Here is a 16,833-nt window from a genome sequence, read left to right as displayed (position 1 = left end):
GACGACCTCGGCGCCCGCCCCGGCCAATGCCCGCACCGGCACCGACGCATCCGCAGCGCTCCGCTCGGATGCGGTCGGGCGCACCGGACGGCGGCCCGGCCTGACCAGGGCACGGGGGTGGGCACCGGGCCCCCTGGGGGCGGGCCGTGAGGGTCGGACGGGTGCACGGCACGACAGGGCTCCGGTGGCGGACCCGGGATCGGACCTGGACAATCGGGTCATGGCAAGCCTCGAAGCGAACCCCGGGACGGTGCATCTGGCCCACGAGGCGGGATATGTCAGCCCCGGCGTCGCGCTGGGCGAGTCGGTCAAGGGCATAGTTCGCATCGACGAGCGCGGATGGGTGCACGTCACTCAGGCGGACGGATCTCGGGTGTCGTTCCCGCCTCATGCCGTAGAACGCGTCAACTGGGGCGAGCCTGCTTCCTAGACGCCGGGGGTCCGCTCCTCGCCGTGGATATGGGCTCACGTCTCCGGGACCGCTCATCGAGCAGCGGGTCGCACGAGCGACGATGCCGCCCTGTTCGCGATCGAATGGCGTTGAGAGACCGGCACCCCGCACGGGCTGTCCCCACCGGCCGGGTCGGCGGGGTACGGGCGGGGTACCGTGGGGATATGGGACGGCCCGGCCGCCGTTCCCCTTGGTCGGCCCTCGCTCGGCGGGCCGGCGTGCGTCCACGGACAGATGGCGCGCCATGTCGGACGAAACCGGTGCCGTGTTCCCGGGACTTCTGCCGGACCGGTTCCGGCAGGCCGCGAAGCCGGGGACCGTCCTGCTGCGTCTGGAGACCACACAGTCGCGCGAGGGTGTGCTCGACGGCGCATGGTGGCCGCGGTCACGGGACGTCGGCGCCGAACTCCCCGGTTTGGTAAGGGCGTTGACTGAACACTCCGGCCCGCGGCGAGCGTCGGCCTGGACGCGGAAGCCTGGGACGACGTCCCGGCCCGCCTGGTCGTCGACGGCCGGTCGGTGCACATCGACCGGTATCCGGGTCGGCGACGACACCGTGATCGTCACGCGGGGCGACCGCGATCACTTCAGCCTGCTCGCCGTCCCCCCGCAGGCGAGCCTGGAGGCGGCCCTGGCCGCGATGGCCCGCGCGGGTGCCGGAACCGGACGGCGGAGCACGACCAGTACGCCGGCCAGTCCGACGATGTCGATGAATATCTTCCGCCGCCACAACGCCGTCTCCAGCGCGTCCAGTGACAGGTCGGCGCGCATGCGGGTCATCGAAGCCGTCGCCCGAGCCCTGAACACCAGCCTCACGGCGCCCGCGGGGACGTCTCCTACGCCCTCGCCGCCCTGGCAGGCGACCCAGCTCACGACCGTCTCCTCGCCGACCTTCCCCACGGCTACGCGCCGCTGTTCGGCCACGCCGACCTCACCACCGCGGCTTGACCCGGACCGGGCAATGGCCGTCACCGGTACCGTGCGGAAGCTCGCCCAACGGGCAGCACCGCGCATTCGCAGCGGCCGCCACGCCAGGTTCAGGGTCGACCTGAACGCCTGGTCGGGCAGGGTCGCGATTCTGGCGCGCGCGGCGGCGGCCCGGGGGGTTGCCGCCGCCGCGCAGCGACAGATTACCTCACACCCGGACGCCGCAAAATCTATGCTCGCCGGAGTAGACATTCCTTGTGGGCGGGTCTAGCGTTTCGCTCGTAGACAGGAGTCGGCGATACCGGCCAGACAGGGTCTGCACTTTGAACGGTGCAACTCCCGATCATGGAAGTAGCACCTGATGAGCGACGTGACTGTCTCCGTTGAGGCGGTTGAAGAGGTCCGGCCGGTCGAGCCGCCGGCGGACCTGTTGGACGACCAGTTGATCGCCCAGCTGGTCGACCGGGCCCGGGCGGGTGGCCTGCAGCTGACCGGTGAGGGCGGGCTGCCGCAGCAGCTGACCAGGCGCGTGCTGGAGTCCGCCCTGGAGGGCGAGATCACCGACCACCTCGGATACGAGAAGCACGACCCGGCCGGGGCCGGCAGCGGGAACTCGCGCAACGGAGTACGGCCGAAGACCGTCCTGACCGAGGTCGGCCCGGTCGAGATCGAGGTGCCTCGCGACCGGGAGGGCAGCTTCGAGCCGCAGATCGTCAAGAAGCGGCAGCGCCGCCTGACCGGCGTGGACGAGAGATGGTGCTGTCGCTGTCCGCGCGCGGCCTGACGCACGGCGACATCTCCGCCCACCTGGCGGAGGTCTACGGCGCGAGCGTGTCCAAGACACCATCTCCACCATCATCCTCGGCCTGTGGGCCGGCGACGGCGGCGAGGGCGTCAAGTACTGGCTCCAGGTGCTGACAGAGATCAAGAACCGGGGCGTCCAGGCGGCGTCCAGGACGTGTGCATGGTCGTCTGCGACGGCCTGACGGGCCTGCCCGAAGCCATCGAGACGGTATGGCCGCCGGCGATCACCCAGACATGCGGGTCGGCCGAGCCCAGGCTGCGTGGCTCCAGCCGCCCACAGGCGGGGAACCAAGGTGAGCAACTCTGACGAGGCCATGAGCGCGGGTGGCCGATTTCGGGGATGGCCGCCTGGCGAGCAAACCGGTCAGAGGGCGACGGTCGCGGTGTTGATGACGCATTTGCGGCCGTGCTTGGCTGATCGCACGCCGGACACGCCGGGCACCGCAGCCCAACTGAGGCAGGTGCTGCTGTCCGCCTTCGCGAAAGTGACCGTCGTGTGCGAGAAGGAGAGCGGACCGGCGTACGGGGCGCCGTCGTAGTTCTCGATGTAGAACATCACGCGGTCCTGGGCCTGGCCCTGGAGGTCGAAGCTGAAGGAGACTCGCTTCCCCTTGTCGCCGATGGTCTGGACCCACTGGCCACTGGCCGACTCCAGTTTCAGGTCGACCTCCAACTTGTCACCGGGCTTCACCAGCATTGCCACTCCCGAGAAGCATCCCTGGTCCCCGGGCTGGCTCCCCAGCGTGTTGACATATTGTCCGGAGATCCACCACGAGGAGTACGCTTCAGCAGGCTTGCCCGCCGCAGGCGCGCAACTCGGCCCCCAGGTCAGGACCGGCTGCAGCACCCCCTTGCCGATCGGCTCGAAGTTCACCCCGTTGTCGACGGGCTCGAGTCCGGGCCAGAGGAAGGTGGTGCCGACCTTGGACGGCATCGGCGGGACCACGAAGCTGGTCGACAGCTCGACGATCTGGTTCGAGGCCGGGGTATAGAGATTCACCCGGCCTTGGTTGTGAACCGATCCCGCAGTGCCACCTGCCTTGTCCGCCCCACCTCCGGGGCTCACGGAGGCCTTGGCCGTGGTGCCGGCGAGTATCGACGCCGCGAACGTCACGAATCCTGCGCAGACGGTGGCCCATTTCCTCGCACGCATCATCATCACTTCCATGGGTGGGTGGCGGCCTCCAGGACAGGATGCTGAGCAGGCGGGTGGCTCCGCCAGCATCCATTTCCCCATAACGACGTGTTATGAGGCGCCCCGCCGTCCCGACCCCGCCCCCGCCCCGACTACTCGGACACCCGCTGAACGCACGTGTCCGAGGAAGCTCAGCTTGCGGGCGGTCTCGGTGAGCCGGCTCTTGGAAACCGCATCACCACCAACTACCACCGCCACGCCTGGTACGCCGTCAACGCACCGAACCCTCCCGCCCGATAACTCAGGCCTCGGCAGCGACAGTTCGACCCCGGGCACGTCTACGACATCTACGGCGAGGTCCCGTGCGAAGGCCATAACACGATGTGATGGTGCACTGGGATCTTCTGGGACGTCCCCCGGTCGGTCACTCTTCTCCCACGCATGAAATGTCACATCGTGCAAGGAGAAGACGTGAGACAGCGAAGAGTCGGGCTGGCCCTCGGTGCGGCCCTGGGGCTGCTGTCGGTTGCCGGGTGCACGGGATCCGACAGCGGCGTCGCCGGCGGACCGAGTGCGGCCCCGGTGAAGGGCGGCACGCTTCACGTGCTGTCCACCCTCGACCTGGAGCATCTCGACCCGGCACGTAACTACGTCACGTCCTCGCAGGACGTGAGCCGACTGATCTACCGGACGCTGACCACCTTCGCCGCCGCGCCGGGGCAGGCGGGCGGGAAGATCGTGCCCGACCTGGCCACCGACACCGGGCGCCCCAGCGACGGTGCGAGGACCTGGACCTTCACGCTCAAGCCCGGTGTGAAGTTCGAGGACGGCCGGCCGATCACCAGCGCGGACGTCAAGTACGGCGTGGAGCGGACCTTCGCCGCCGAGCTGCCCGAAGGCCCCCCGTACGCCCGGATGTGGCTGGTGGGTGGCGACAGCTACAAGGGGCCGTACAAGGATCCCGCCGGGCTCGCCTCGATCGAGACCCCCGACGACAACACCGTCGTCTTCCATCTCAAGCAGCCGGTGGCCGACTTCGGCTCGGCGGCGTCGCTGCCGATGTTCGCCCCGGTACCGCAGGACAAGGACACCGGCGTCAACTACGACTCCCGCCCGTTCTCCTCCGGCCCGTACAAGATCGACGGCTTCGACCCCAAGAAGCAGCTCACCCTGGTCCGCAACACCGACTGGGACCCGGCCGCCGACACCGTCCGCAAAGCCATGCCCGACAAGGTCGTCATCGACCTGGGCCTGGACGCCGCCGTGGTCGACCAGCGGCTGATCGCCGGCCAGGGGGAGGACGCGAACGCGGTCGCGATGGAGCCGATCGGCCCAGCCTCGGTCGGGCGGGTACTGAACGACCCGCGGCTGAAGAGCCGGCTGGTCACCGGCGACTCGATCAACACCCGCTACCTGAGCATCAACACCAGGCACAAGCCGCTCGACGATGTCCGGGTGCGCCAGGCCGTCGCCTACGCGCTGGACAAGGACGCCCTGCGCACCACCCGCGGCGGCCCGATCGCCGGCGACCTGGCGACCAGCCTACTGCCACCGTCCCTCGGCTACCCGGCCGAGGACCCCTACCCGAGCAAGGACGGCAAGGGTGATCCGGACAAGGCCAAGGCGCTGCTCGCCGAAGCGGGCCACGCCTCCGACCTCACCCTGACCCTCGACGCCCCCGCCACGGCCACCGGCAAGGCACAGGCCGAGGCGGTCCAGGCCTCGCTCGGCCGGGCCGGCATCACCGTGAAGATCAACGAGATCAGCTCCTCCGCCTTCTACAGCACCGTCGGCAACACCTCCCAGGAGCACGACCTGGTGATCGCCGGCTGGTCCCCGGACTGGCCCGGCGCCTCGACGTACCTGCCGATCGTGTTCGACGGCCGCCTGATCACCGCCCAGGGCAACAACAACTACGCGCAGTACGACTCCCCGACCGTCGACGCGCAGATCGACACGATCGCCGCCATGGGCGACCCGGCCGCGGCCCAGGCGGCGTACGGCCAGCTGGCCGAGCAGATCATGCGGGACGCCCCGGTGGTGCCGTTCCTGTGGGACAAGGCGCCGATCCTCGTCGGTCCGAACGTCACCGGAGCGTACGGGCAGGTCGCCTATGTCGGCAGGCTCGACCTGGTCTCCCTGGGGTTGCGCAAGTGACCGTCATCCGAAGGCTGTTGGCCCAGCGCTCGGCAGTCCTGGCGCTGGCCGTGGTGGCCGGGCTGGTCCTGGTCGCGCTCGCCGCGCCATTGATCACCTGGATCGCCGGGAGCTCGCCGACGGCCTTCCACGGCGACGCGGTGGACCCGGCGCTCGGCGGCCTGCCGCGGGGCGCGGCGGGCGGGATCAGCGCCCGGCACTGGCTGGGCGTGGAGCCCGTCAACGGCCGGGACGTGCTCGCCCGGGTGGTGTACGGCGCACAGGTGTCCCTGCTGATCGCCGTGCTCGCCACCGTGTTCTCGGTGGTGGTGGGCACGGCGCTGGGCCTGGTCGCCGGGTTCTTCGGCGGGTGGGTCGACACCGCGATCGGACGCACCATGGACCTGCTGCTGTCCTTCCCCAGCCTGATCTTCATGATCGCGCTGATCTCGGCGGCGCCGGGCACGGACCGCCGGTTGCTGCTGGTCGTGGTCCTCGGCTTCTTCGGCTGGCCGTACGTCGGCCGGATCGTGCGCGGGCAGGCGATGGTGCTCGCGCGGGGCGAGTTCGTCGCGGCCGCCCGGGTGCTCGGCGCCTCCCGCCGGGCGCTGCTGCTGCGCGAGGTGCTGCCCAACCTGACCGGACCGGTGCTGGTGGTGGCGACCATGTCGATCCCCGGCTACATCGCCACCGAGGCCGGCCTGTCCTTCCTCGGCGTTGGCGTCCAGGCCCCCACCGCCTCCTGGGGCCAGATGATCGCCACCGCGGTGCCCTGGTACGCCGCCGACCCTGCCTACTTCCTGATCCCCGGCGTCTTCCTGTTCGTCACCGTGCTCGCCTTCAACGTGCTCGGCGACGCCGTCCGTGACGCGCTCGACCCCCGGAGCCAGCGACGATGATCCTCTACCTCCTGCGCAGACTGGCCGTCACGGCGGCCATCCTGCTGGTGATCTGCGCCGCCACCTTCGCCGTCTTCTACCTGATGCCCGCCGACCCGGCGCAGGGCGCCTGCGGCAAGGCGTGCAGCCCCGAGCGGATCGCCGAGATCCGCACCACCCTCGGGCTGAACCACTCGCCGCTCACCCAGTTCGGCGACTACCTGGCCGGCATCGTCTCCGGCCGGACGTACGGCAGCGGCGCGCAGGCCGTCAACTGCCCCTTCCCGTGCCTGGGCTTCAGCTTCCAGACCGACCAGCCGGTGTGGCAGCTGCTCACCAGCAGGCTGCCCGTCAGCTTCTCGATCGCCATCGGTGCCGCCGTGCTGTGGCTCACCGTCGGCGTCGGCGCCGGGGTGGTCTCGGCCCTGCGCCGCGGCAGCCTGTGGGACCGGGCCGCGATGACGGCCGCCCTCGGCGGGGTGTCGCTGCCGATCTACCTCACCGCCCTGGTGCTGCAGTACCTGCTGGTGCTGCGGCTCGAACTGCTGCCGTACCCGCAGGTCGTGCCGTTCACCGCCGACCCGGTCGGCTGGACGCGGTCGATGGTGATGCCCTGGATCACCCTCGCCATGCTGTACGCCGGGATCTACGCCAGGGTCACCCGCAGCGAGATGCTGGAGAGCCTCGGCCAGAACTACGTGCGCACCGCCCGCGCCAAGGGTCTGGCCGAAGTCACCGTGGTACGGCGGCACGCGCTGCGGCCCGCCCTGATGCCGGTCGTGACCATCTTCGGCATGGACCTGGGCGCGCTGCTCGGCGGTGCGCTGATCACCGAGTCGGTGTTCGGCCTGCCCGGCGTCGGCAAGCTGGCGGCCGATGCGATCGCCTCCGCCGACCAGCCGGTGATCCTCGGGGTGACCCTGTTCGCGGCCTCCTTCGTGGTGCTCGCCAACCTGCTGGTGGACCTGGTGTACGCGGTGCTCGACCCGAGAGTGAGGGCCCTCGGATGACCCTGCTGACAGTACGTGACCTGGCCGTGGAGTTCCGCTCCGGAGTCCGCGCCGTGGACGGTCTCGACCTCGACCTGGACGCGGGGCAGGTGCTCGGCGTGGTCGGCGAGTCCGGCAGCGGCAAGTCGGTCACCAGCCTGGCCGTCCTCGGCCTGCTGCGTGACGCCCGAGTCAGCGGCGAGATCCACTTCGACGGTCGGGAGCTGACCGCACTCGACCAGCGCTCGCTGCGCCGACTGCGAGGCAACCGGATCGCGATGGTCTTCCAGGACCCGCTGTCCTGCCTCAACCCGTACTACTCGGTGGCCTTCCAGATCGCCGAGGCCTACCGGGCGCACCACCGCGCCGGACGCAGAGCGGCGCACCGGGTCGCGGTGCGCATGCTGGACCGGGTCGGCATCCCCGAGCCGGAACGACGGGCCCGCTCGTACCCGCACGAGTTCTCCGGCGGAATGCGCCAGCGCGTGATGATCGCGATGGCGCTGTGCCTGGAACCCGACCTGCTGATCGCCGACGAGCCGACCACCGCGCTCGACGTCACCGTGCAGGCGCAGATCCTCCAACTGCTGCGCGAGCTACGGGAGGAGGCCGGCACGGCCATCATGCTCATCACCCACGACATGGGCGTGGTCGCCGGGCTGGCCGACCAGGTCGTGGTGATGCACCAGGGCCGCGCCGTCGAACGCGGCCCGGTGCGCGACGTCTTCCAGCGGCCGCGGGAGCCGTACACCCGCGGCCTGCTCGCCTGCGTCCCGCGCATCGACGGACCCCTGCCGGACCGGCTGCCCACCCTGGGAGCCACCACATGAGCGAGCGAGCCATCAGGAGGAGCACGGTGAGTGAGGCGGACCGGCGGGCAGCGGAAGGAGGCGGTCGCACCGTTCTGCTCGAAACGCGGAACCTCGTCAAGCGCTTCCCGGTCCGCCACGGTCTGACGCGGCGGCTGGCCGGCCACGTCGCAGCCGTCGACGGAGTCTCCCTGACCGTCGGGCCCGGCGAGACCCTCGGCCTGGTCGGCGAATCCGGATGCGGCAAGTCCACCGTCGCCAAACTGATCACCCGCCTGGAACGGCCCACCTCGGGCAGTATCCACTTCGCCGGGCAAGACCTGGCCGGGTTGGACGAGACGGCCCTGCGCCCGCTCCGCCGCGAGCTGCAGATGGTCTTCCAGGATCCCTTCTCCTCGCTCAACCCCCGCCAGAGCGTCCGCCAGATCCTCACCGCACCCTCCCGCTACCAGGGCCTCGAACCCGGCGAACCGGTCGAGGAGTTGCTGACCCGGGTCGGGCTGCGACCGGAACACGCAGACCGGAACCCCCACGAGTTCTCCGGCGGACAGGCCCAACGCATCGGCATCGCACGGGCGTTGGCCCTGCGCCCGAAGCTGGTGGTGTGCGACGAACCGGTCTCGGCCCTCGACGTCTCGGTCCAGGCGCAGATCCTCAACCTGCTCAAGGACCTGCAGGACGAGTACGGGCTGAGTTACCTGTTCATCGCGCACGACCTCGGCGCCGTGCGCCAGATCAGCACCCGGATCGCCGTGATGTACCTCGGATCGGTCGTCGAAACCGCCGACCGCGACACCCTGTTCGCCCACCCCGCGCACCCGTACACCCACGCCCTGCTGTCCGCCGTGCCCCTGCCCGACCCGGACGCCGAACGCGGGCGGGAGCGGATCGTGCTCCACGGCGACCTGCCCAGCCCGCTCGACCCGCCCAGCGGCTGCCGCTTCCGCACCCGCTGCCCCAAGGCCGGTGAACTCTGCGCCGCCGAACGCCCCGAGCTGCGGACGATCGCCCTCGGACAGCAAGTCGCCTGCCACTACCCCGAGAGGACGCCGTGATCCGCGCCCAGTACCGGCTGTCCGGGCTCGCCATCACCGACCACGCCTTCGACGTGCCGCTCGACCACACCGACCCCGCGCGGGGAACCACCGAGGTGTTCGCCCGGGAGGTCGTCGATCCGGCGCGGGCCGACGACCGGCTGCCCTGGCTGCTCTACCTCCAAGGCGGCCCGGGCGGGAAGTCCCCCCGCCCGCTGAACGCCACCTCCGGCTGGCTCGGCCACGCGCTCAGGAGCCACCGGGTGCTGCTGCTGGACCAACGTGGCACCGGCCGCTCCACACCGCTGACCGCCAGGACCGCCGCCCGGTTCCCCTCGGCCGGCGCGCTGGCCGACCACCTCGCCCGTTTCCGCGCCGACTCGATCGTCGCCGACGCCGAACTGATCCGCCGCCAACTATGCGGCGACGAGCCATGGGAGACCCTCGGACAGAGCTATGGCGGCTTCGTCACCCTCAGCTACCTCTCCTTCGCCCCCGAAGGCCTGCGCGCCTGCTACATCACCGGCGGCCTGCCCGGCCTCGACACCACCGCCGACGACGTCTACGCGGCCACGTACCCCCGGGTCCGGGAGAAGACGACCGCGTACTACGCCCGCTACCCCGGCGACCGCCAACTCGTGTGCAGGCTGGCCGATCTCCTCGACCGGAGCCCGGTCCACCTGCCCGACGGCGACCGGCTCACGGTACGACGGCTGCGCACCCTCGGCCTGATGCTCGGCATGGGAGACGGCTTCGAGCGCCTGCACTGGCTGCTCGACGAGGCACTCGACCTCGACGGCGAGCCCTCGGCCACCTTCCTGCACCAGGTGATGAACCTGACCGCCTTCACCGACAACCCGCTCTTCGCCGCCCTCCAGGAGTCGATCTACGGCCGCCCCGGAGCCGCCACCGGCTGGGCCGCCGCCCGGGCCATAGCCACCCGTCCCGAGTTCGCCGAGGACGCCGACCCCCTGCTGTTCACCGGCGAGATGTTCCACCCCTGGACGTTCGAGGAGATCACCGGGCTGCGCCCGTTCGCCGAGGCCGTCCACCTGCTCGCCGAACGCACCGACTGGCCCGCCCTGTACGACCCGGTCCGACTCGCCGCGAACCGGGTCCCGATCGCCGCCGCCATCTACCACGACGACATGTACGTGGACGCCGGCCTGTCCCTGCGCACCGCCCGCACGGTCGGCTCCCTGCGCACCTGGGTCACCAACGAGTGGGAGCACGACGGGGTCACCGCCTCCGGCCACCGCGTCCTCGCCCGCCTGATGGACCTTGCCGCCGCGCGCATCTGATCCCCCACCACCCCGCCCCCGCGGTGGGAAAGGAACGAAGAGATGAGACTCGAGTCCCTCGCCGCCGTACTTGCCGCGACCCTCCCCCTGGTCGCCACCACCCCGGCCCTTGCGGATACCGCCCGGGCCACCACCGTCGCGCCCGCCTCCGGCTGCGCCCTGCCTGGGAAGACCGGCTGGACCGACGAAGGCCACAACACCGACCACACGCAGTTCCAGCAGCCCCTGGGCACCAAGCACGTGCTGATGCTGTTCGTCGACTTCTCCGACGCACCGGCCGCCGGATCCGTCGACGACTACTACCGCGAACTCGCCCCCGCGCAGGAGTGGATGAAGCAGGACTCCTACGGCAAGCTCCGCCTCGACATCGATCCGCTGAAGCGGTGGATCACCATGCCGCAGACCTCCGCCTCCTACGGATTCCAGCGCGGCATCACGTTCGACGAGCAGGAGCTGTACGTGAAGCAGGCCGTCCAGGCCGCCGATCCGTACGTGGACTTCTCCAAGTACGACATGCTGTACATCGTCCCCACCAAGTCCGCCTCCGCGATCACCTTCTCGCCCACCTACCTCTACGACCCGACCACCGCCGGCATCACCGCCGACGGCACCCGGATCAAGTGGGCGATCACCTTCGGCCAGGACATGTACCACTGGGGATACAAGGTCGCCGACCACGAGACCTCCCACACCTTCGGACTGCCCGACCTCTACGCCTTCACCGGCACCGACGTCCACCCCTACGTCGGCGGCTGGGACCTCATGGGTAACATCGCCGGCCCGGCGCCGCAGCACACCGGCTGGGAGCGCTGGAAGTTCGGCTGGATCGACGACGGCCAGGTCGCCTGCCTGCCCGCCTCCGGCAGTCGCACCGTCCACCTGAAGGCCGTCGAACGCCCCGGCGGAACCAAGATCGCCATGGTCCGCACCGGTGAGGCCACGGCGTACGTCGCGGAATCCCGCCGAGCCGTCGCCGGGGACGCCAAAGCCTGCTCCACCGGCGTGCTGATCTACAAGGTCGACACCTCCACCCAGACGGGATACGGGCCCGTCCAGGTGGTCAACGGCAACCCGGGCGCGACCCCGCCGAGCGGCTGCACCGCTCTCGACATGGCCGCCTACCAGCCCGGCCAGTCCTTCACCGACCCCGCCACCGGGGTGAAGATCGACGTGCTGCGCAAGGGTCCGCTCTCCGACACCATCCAGGTCACCAAGCAGTAGAGCCGGCGGTGACCGCCCCTCAGCTCGCGCCGTGACGCTGCAGGGAGACCCCCACAGCAGCTTCGCTCCGACCGGCGCGAACACTCCCGGCCAGGATTGACACCTGGCCGGGAGCCGGTCCCGGCCCGCCGGGCATCGTTCCCCTGCCCGGCGCGGTCACCGCAGGAGGCGCCCAGGCCATGCTCAAGGGCGGCCTCGCGCTGCCCGGCCGACGGATCGTCGTCGCCGGCAGCGGGCCGCTGCTGCTCGCCGTCGTGGCCACCCTGGCAGCGGCCGGAGCCGACGTGCCCTCGGTCATCGAGGCGAGCGACTACCTCGGCTCGCCAATCACCGCGGATGGCGTGCGGGCCCTGGCCGTGGACGACTGGCAGCGCACCAGCCTGCCGGGCCCGTACGCGGCTGGCGAGACCTGCGGCATCGGCGGCGCCGACCTGGCGATCGCCGAGGGCGAACTGGCCGCGTACGCAGTGGCCGCACGCCCGGCGCCGGCTGCCGCTCGCCGCCACCGCGCCCGCCGCCGCGCCTTCGCGGAACTCACGGGCGCCGCCCACTGCCCCGGCACCGGCTGGACCGCCTGGCTGCACGACGGCACGGACGTGTGCCGCTGCGAGGAGGTCCCGACCGGCCGCATCCGCGCGGCCGTGGCCGACCTGGCGCCGGCGCCCCCCGCACCGCCAAGCTCCTCACCCGCGCCGGCATGGGCTGGTGCCAAGGCTGGATGTGCGGCCTGGCCGTCGCCTGCCTGACCGGCCGACCGGCACCCGACGCCGACCGCCGACCGCTGGCCGCCGACCGCTGGCCTGCCCCGTTCCCCTGGCCCAACTCGCCGACCAGTGAGCCCAGTGGCCGGCATCACCCAAGCCATCCCTTGCCCGCCAATAAAATGTCACACCCCACAAGGACTTCTCGTATGTCCTTCGCATCGCATGACGCCACCCGGCCCTGGCGGGGCATCATGGTCGCCACCGCGCTGCCGCTGCGCCCCGACCTGTCCGTCGACTACGACGCCTACGCTGAGCACGTCCGCTGGCTGGTCGACAACGGCTGCGACGGCGTCGTCCCCAACGGCTCGCAGGTGGCCAAGACCGGCGTGCCGATCGTGGCCTACAACAACCCCGTCGACACCAAGGTCAACCCGGCCCCCACGCTGCTCGCCCAGCTGCACGCAGAGGGCTCGATCGTCGCGGTCAAGGAGTTCACCGGCGATGTCCGCCGCGCCTACCAACTCGCCGAACTCGCCCCCGCGTTGGACCTGGTGATCGGCTCCGACGACGTGCTTCTGGAGCTGGCCCTGGCCGGCGCCGTCGGCTGGATCGCCGGCTACCCCAACGCCCTGCCCGACGCCACGGTGGCGCTCTACAAGGCGGCCGTCAGCGGGGACCTGGCGACCGGCTCGACCGCCGTGGGCCGGGCCGTCGTCGCCACCACGACTGCCCGCGGAGTACCGGTACAGGCAGAACTGGGCGGCGCGAACGCCGCGCCGGTGCTGCCCGACGCCGACATCGAGCAGGCCGCCGCCCACCTGGCCGCCGCGATCGCCGGATACGCCGGGCAGAAGTGCACCGCTACCAGCAGGGTGATCGCCGTCGGTGACGCGTACCGGCCGCTGCGCGCCGCGATCGCCAAGGCCCTGGCAGACGTCGAACTCGCCCCGGTGATCAACGAGTCCGCGCTCTCCCGGCTCACCCACGCGGTCGACTCGGCCCGCGCCGCCGGGGCCGAGACGGTGACCGGCGGACAGCGGATCGACGCGCCGGGATGGTTCCTGGAGCCGACCCTGCTGACCGGCGTCCCGGAAGAGCACCCGTTGCTGACCGAGGAGTTCTTCGGCCCACTGGCCATCCTGCTGCCCGCGGCGGACCTGGACCAGGCGATCACAAGGGCCAACTCCAGTCCCCAGAGCCTCGCCACCTCCGTGCACACCCAGGACCTGGACCTGGCGCTGACCGCAGTCGACCGCCTGGACGCAGGCATGATCCGGATCAACGCGCCCTCCACCGGTGTCGACTTCCACCTGCCGTTCGGCGGCGCCAAGGCGGCCATCCACGGCCCCGCGAACAGGGCACCGCCGCGCTGCAGTTCTTCACCGCCGAGCGAACCGTCACGATGCCGCCCGGCGGAGCACCCAGGTGATCACGCCCAGAGGGCTTCGGAAGGGAGGTCTCCGATTCCATAACGCAACGTGATGGAGGGCTGGGAGCTACCGAAGGCAATGATCGATCCGGACGATAGCCTGCACGCTTCCCGCACGGCGGCAGTAGCCGACCGTACCCGGGAGCGCACAGGACACCCGGCTGACTACCCGCCAGGGCGCAGCCAGCAGGGCTCGTCACCGGATCGATCCCTTCGGAGGCCCCCATGGACCCCTCAGTCAGACCCCGGCGCCCCCTGTCGGCAGCGCTCATCCTCGTCCTGGCCGCCCTGCTGGCCCTGGTCGTCGTCCCCGCGCACCCCGCCCACGCGTACAACGGCAGCACCTCCGCCTGCGCGCTGCAGGGGACGACTGGGTACACCGACGAGGGCCAGCAGACCGACTACACCCGGTTCCAGAACCCGATCGGCATCAAGCGCATCGGCCTGATCTACGTCGACTTCCCCGACGCCGCCGGCACCGCCCTGCCCCTCACGTCGTACTATGACACGCTCAAGGGCGCCAACGACTGGATGCGGAACGCCTCCTACGGCCAGACCACGCTGGACATCCAGGTCCCGTACGCCAACTGGGTCCACATGCCGAAGAACTCCACGGACTACAACTGGGAACGCGGCTTCTCCTGGTCCACGCACCAGGTCTACGTGAAGGACGCGCTCACCGCCGCGGCCAACGCCGGCGTCGACCTCTCCCAGTACGACATGTTCTACGTCGTGCCCACCACCACCGCGACCGCGATCGGCCACTCCCCGACCTTCATCCAGGACCCCGCCTCCCCGACCTGGGTCTGGAACCCGCCGACGAGCAGTTGGGTACTGATCCACTGGGCGGTGACCTTCGGCCAGGACATGTGGTCCTGGGGATACAAGGTCGCCGACCACGAGACCAGCCACACCTTCGGCCTGCCCGACCTGTACGCCTTCAGCGGGGAACTGAACCAGTACGTCGGCGGCTGGGACCTCATGGGCAAGATCTCCGGACCGGCCCCGCTGAACTTCGGCTGGGAGGCGTGGAAGTTCGGGTGGATCACCGACAGCCAGGTGTCCTGCCTGGACACGGCGAACACGTACACCACCACCCTGACCGGGCTGGAGTACGGGGGCAGCGGCTACCGGCTGGCGGTGATCAAGACCAGCGCCACCACCGCCTACGTCGCCGAGTCCCGCAAGGCCGCCTACAACGACTCCAGCGCCTGCGCCACCGGCGTCGTCATCTACAAGGTCGACACCTCCATCACCACCGGCAACGGGCCGATCCAGGTGGTCACCAACCCCAAAGCCGTCCCACCCGCCGGGAACTGCGCCACGCTGGACATGCAGACCTGGCAACCCGGCCAGTGGTTCCAGGACGACACCGCCCGCATCCGGATCTACGTGAACGCCTCCGACGCGTCCACCGACACCCTCTGGACGTACAAGTGGTGACCCCGTAGCACCGGAACGCCTCCGACCAACGGGCGGTGCGGCCGGTGCGACAGGCGCCGACCGCATCGCACCGCCGCAGGCTCCACCGCGCGGATCGTGTCACACCACCGGGCGCCTCACCCAGAGCGAGGCACGCCACTGCTCAACACGCCCACCGCAGTGCGCTGCGGCGGCACTGCGCCGTCGTGCCTTTCGAGCCAGCCCTGGTAGACCGTGCTGCGGGCGCACGCCGTCCGGTACGCCTCGATGACGTCCTGCACGAGGGAGGGGCCCAACGTTTCCAACGGCCCCTCCTCGTACCAGGCGAGCAGATGCCGGTACCAGAGCGGATTCCCGGCGATCGGACGTACGGCGATGCCCGGGACCTCCTCGAAGGTGGCCTGGCAGAAGCTCACCGCGTGGCCGTGGCGAACGATGTCCAGGAGGAGTCGGCCCTCCGCCTCGTGGACGACGCGTATGCGATGCCCCAGGACGAGCAGGGTCCTGGACCAGTACTCACGGATCCGGTCGTTGTCCGGCCGAGGAGCGGCCCAGTCCTCTTCCTCCAGATCCTCCAGCGCGACCTCCTCCAGCGCCGCCAGCGGATGGGCTGCCGGCAGTGCCACGAAGAGCGGCTCGGTGGCGATCGGCTCGACGGTGACTCCAGGGGGGAGCACGAGCTCATAACCGGGGCTGTCGCCCACCACGGCCGCCTCAAGACGGCCGCCCGCGATGTCCTCGACGAGCGGGACGGGGCATCCGTGGCCCCGCGAACTGATCTCGGCCTCCGGATGGTGCGACCTGATCGCCGTGATCAACCCGCCGAGCAGGGGAGCGTTGACGGAACCGAGCCGGAAACGGTGCGGCGAACAGCTCCTCCGCGCGGCGAGAGCGGAGGCCTCCAACAGTTCGTCAATGGTCGGCAGCAGCGCCCGTGCCCGGCTCAGCACCACCTCCCCGAAGGCGGTCGGGACGACACCCGACTGCGCGCGGCTGAACAGCTCACCGCCGAGCGCCCGCTCGATCCGCGTCAACTGGGCACTGAGACCGGGCTGGGTCAGCCGCAACGACGCGGCGGCCCGCGTCAAACTGCCGCTGTCCGCGATGCTGCAGATGATCCGGAGGTGCCGGAATTCGAGCTCCATGGCGAGATGCTACGGAGATCAGTCCCACATCAGTAGGGGTGCGTCGGTAACGACCCGGCCATCAGACCTGCGCTGTTCGATCTCGCCCGGCGCAGCCGCCTCCCGACGGCCTCGCCGCAGGAGGCCTGGCGCAGGGCCTCAGGCGGTTGCGCGTGGCGGTCGCGGGCGCCGTCGCGCAGCACTTTCCCGCGTTGGGGTCGCGCGGATCGAGGCCGTTTTCCGGCCCGGTCCACTGGCCGGTTCGGGTGGCAGTCGGTGCGAACACGCGGGGCATGGGACTGATCCGCAGACACCGGCGTGAGCAGGAGCAAGAGCGCGCTGCCACGACGCCGTTCCGGACAATCTCGTCAGCTCGCCCGGCCGGCCCGCGCCCCGGTCGGTCCTGTCCTGCTTGACCCAGCCCCGCAGCCCCTCCGGACTGACCCCCCAGTTCCCGGGCGATCTCGGT

At 70.7% G+C, this 16,833-nt stretch carries 14 protein-coding genes and 1 pseudogene; 13 read left to right on the top strand and 2 right to left on the bottom strand.

Translation table 11 applies throughout. The annotated features are described in order from the left end of the window. The first annotated feature begins 220 nt into the window (after window positions 1-220). The 3 genes and pseudogenes from BX285_RS36900 to BX285_RS26235 all read left to right on the top strand — a co-directional run. On the top strand, window positions 221-430 hold the full coding sequence (locus BX285_RS36900; RefSeq protein ID WP_143685673.1) for a hypothetical protein: 210 nt from the start codon (window positions 221-223) through the stop codon (window positions 428-430). A gap of 82 nt (window positions 431-512) precedes the next feature. Beyond that, complete coding sequence (locus BX285_RS37965; protein WP_310794238.1) at window positions 513-1,649, top strand: DUF5994 family protein; 1,137 nt, start codon at window positions 513-515, stop codon at window positions 1,647-1,649. 99 nt (window positions 1,650-1,748) lie between these two features. After that, window positions 1,749-2,420 (top strand): annotated as a pseudogene (locus tag BX285_RS26235) (transposase); the annotation flags it as partial. 126 nt (window positions 2,421-2,546) lie between these two features. Here BX285_RS26235 and BX285_RS26230 read toward each other — a convergent pair. Continuing rightward, window positions 2,547-3,350 (bottom strand): hypothetical protein, encoded by an 804-nt coding sequence (locus BX285_RS26230; protein ID WP_121178394.1) that lies wholly within the window; start codon window positions 3,348-3,350, stop codon window positions 2,547-2,549. Between the two features lie 438 nt (window positions 3,351-3,788). Between BX285_RS26230 and BX285_RS26225 the strand changes: the two genes are divergently transcribed. The 10 genes from BX285_RS26225 (at window position 3,789) to BX285_RS26180 (ending at window position 15,261) form a co-directional block, all read left to right on the top strand. Beyond that, on the top strand, window positions 3,789-5,474 hold the full coding sequence (locus BX285_RS26225) for an ABC transporter substrate-binding protein (RefSeq protein WP_259470795.1): 1,686 nt from the start codon (window positions 3,789-3,791) through the stop codon (window positions 5,472-5,474). Then, the gene (locus BX285_RS26220) at window positions 5,471-6,352 is read left to right on the top strand and encodes an ABC transporter permease (protein WP_097235657.1); all 882 of its coding nucleotides are present in this window, start codon (window positions 5,471-5,473) and stop codon (window positions 6,350-6,352) included. Before BX285_RS26225 ends, BX285_RS26220 begins: the two co-directional genes overlap by 4 nt. Further along, a complete protein-coding gene (locus BX285_RS26215) occupies window positions 6,349-7,341 on the top strand; it encodes an ABC transporter permease (protein WP_097235658.1) in 993 nt (330 codons plus the stop codon). Before BX285_RS26220 ends, BX285_RS26215 begins: the two co-directional genes overlap by 4 nt. Next, window positions 7,338-8,150 carry an ABC transporter ATP-binding protein gene (locus tag BX285_RS26210; RefSeq protein ID WP_097235659.1) on the top strand — a complete coding sequence of 271 codons (813 nt, stop codon included), beginning with the start codon at window positions 7,338-7,340 and terminating at the stop codon, window positions 8,148-8,150. Before BX285_RS26215 ends, BX285_RS26210 begins: the two co-directional genes overlap by 4 nt. Before the next feature lie 26 nt (window positions 8,151-8,176). Beyond that, window positions 8,177-9,184 (top strand): ABC transporter ATP-binding protein, encoded by a 1,008-nt coding sequence (locus tag BX285_RS26205; RefSeq protein WP_257032338.1) that lies wholly within the window; start codon window positions 8,177-8,179, stop codon window positions 9,182-9,184. Next, entirely contained in the window at window positions 9,181-10,464 is a 1,284-nt protein-coding gene (locus BX285_RS26200; protein WP_259470794.1) for an alpha/beta hydrolase, read from the top strand. Before BX285_RS26205 ends, BX285_RS26200 begins: the two co-directional genes overlap by 4 nt. Window positions 10,465-10,506: 42 nt before the next feature. Beyond that, window positions 10,507-11,685, top strand: coding sequence for a M6 family metalloprotease domain-containing protein (locus BX285_RS26195; RefSeq protein WP_097235661.1), 1,179 nt, complete (start codon window positions 10,507-10,509; stop codon window positions 11,683-11,685). Between the two features lie 179 nt (window positions 11,686-11,864). Then, complete coding sequence (locus BX285_RS26190; protein WP_183107228.1) at window positions 11,865-12,431, top strand: hypothetical protein; 567 nt, start codon at window positions 11,865-11,867, stop codon at window positions 12,429-12,431. A gap of 164 nt (window positions 12,432-12,595) precedes the next feature. Next, the gene (locus BX285_RS39545) at window positions 12,596-13,861 is read left to right on the top strand and encodes an aldehyde dehydrogenase family protein (RefSeq protein WP_121179022.1); all 1,266 of its coding nucleotides are present in this window, start codon (window positions 12,596-12,598) and stop codon (window positions 13,859-13,861) included. 182 nt (window positions 13,862-14,043) lie between these two features. After that, complete coding sequence (locus BX285_RS26180) at window positions 14,044-15,261, top strand: M6 family metalloprotease domain-containing protein (protein WP_121178392.1); 1,218 nt, start codon at window positions 14,044-14,046, stop codon at window positions 15,259-15,261. A gap of 116 nt (window positions 15,262-15,377) precedes the next feature. Here BX285_RS26180 and BX285_RS26175 read toward each other — a convergent pair whose 3' ends face one another. Further along, on the bottom strand, window positions 15,378-16,385 hold the full coding sequence (locus BX285_RS26175; RefSeq protein ID WP_097235663.1) for a LysR family transcriptional regulator: 1,008 nt from the start codon (window positions 16,383-16,385) through the stop codon (window positions 15,378-15,380). Window positions 16,386-16,833: the final 448 nt, after the last annotated feature.

It is taken from the genome of Streptomyces sp. 1114.5, assembly GCF_003635085.1.
In the GTDB taxonomy this organism is placed as follows: domain Bacteria; phylum Actinomycetota; class Actinomycetes; order Streptomycetales; family Streptomycetaceae; genus Kitasatospora.
This window is presented reverse-complemented; position numbering and strand designations above follow the sequence as displayed.

What these genes read in the sequence shown, in the direction of transcription:
- BX285_RS26180 (WP_121178392.1), top strand. Translation starts at nt 14,044, where the DNA reads ATGGACCCCTCAGTCAGACCCCGGCGCCCCCTGTCGGCAGCGCTCATC.
- BX285_RS26215 (WP_097235658.1), top strand. Translation starts at nt 6,349, where the DNA reads ATGATCCTCTACCTCCTGCGCAGACTGGCCGTCACGGCGGCCATCCTG.
- BX285_RS26230 (WP_121178394.1), bottom strand. Translation starts at nt 3,350, where the DNA reads ATGGAAGTGATGATGATGCGTGCGAGGAAATGGGCCACCGTCTGCGCA.
- BX285_RS36900 (WP_143685673.1), top strand. Translation starts at nt 221, where the DNA reads ATGGCAAGCCTCGAAGCGAACCCCGGGACGGTGCATCTGGCCCACGAG.
- BX285_RS26175 (WP_097235663.1), bottom strand. Translation starts at nt 16,385, where the DNA reads ATGGAGCTCGAATTCCGGCACCTCCGGATCATCTGCAGCATCGCGGAC.
- BX285_RS26210 (WP_097235659.1), top strand. Translation starts at nt 7,338, where the DNA reads ATGACCCTGCTGACAGTACGTGACCTGGCCGTGGAGTTCCGCTCCGGA.
- BX285_RS39545 (WP_121179022.1), top strand. Translation starts at nt 12,596, where the DNA reads ATGTCCTTCGCATCGCATGACGCCACCCGGCCCTGGCGGGGCATCATG.
- BX285_RS37965 (WP_310794238.1), top strand. Translation starts at nt 513, where the DNA reads ATGCCGCCCTGTTCGCGATCGAATGGCGTTGAGAGACCGGCACCCCGC.
- BX285_RS26195 (WP_097235661.1), top strand. Translation starts at nt 10,507, where the DNA reads ATGAGACTCGAGTCCCTCGCCGCCGTACTTGCCGCGACCCTCCCCCTG.
- BX285_RS26190 (WP_183107228.1), top strand. Translation starts at nt 11,865, where the DNA reads ATGCTCAAGGGCGGCCTCGCGCTGCCCGGCCGACGGATCGTCGTCGCC.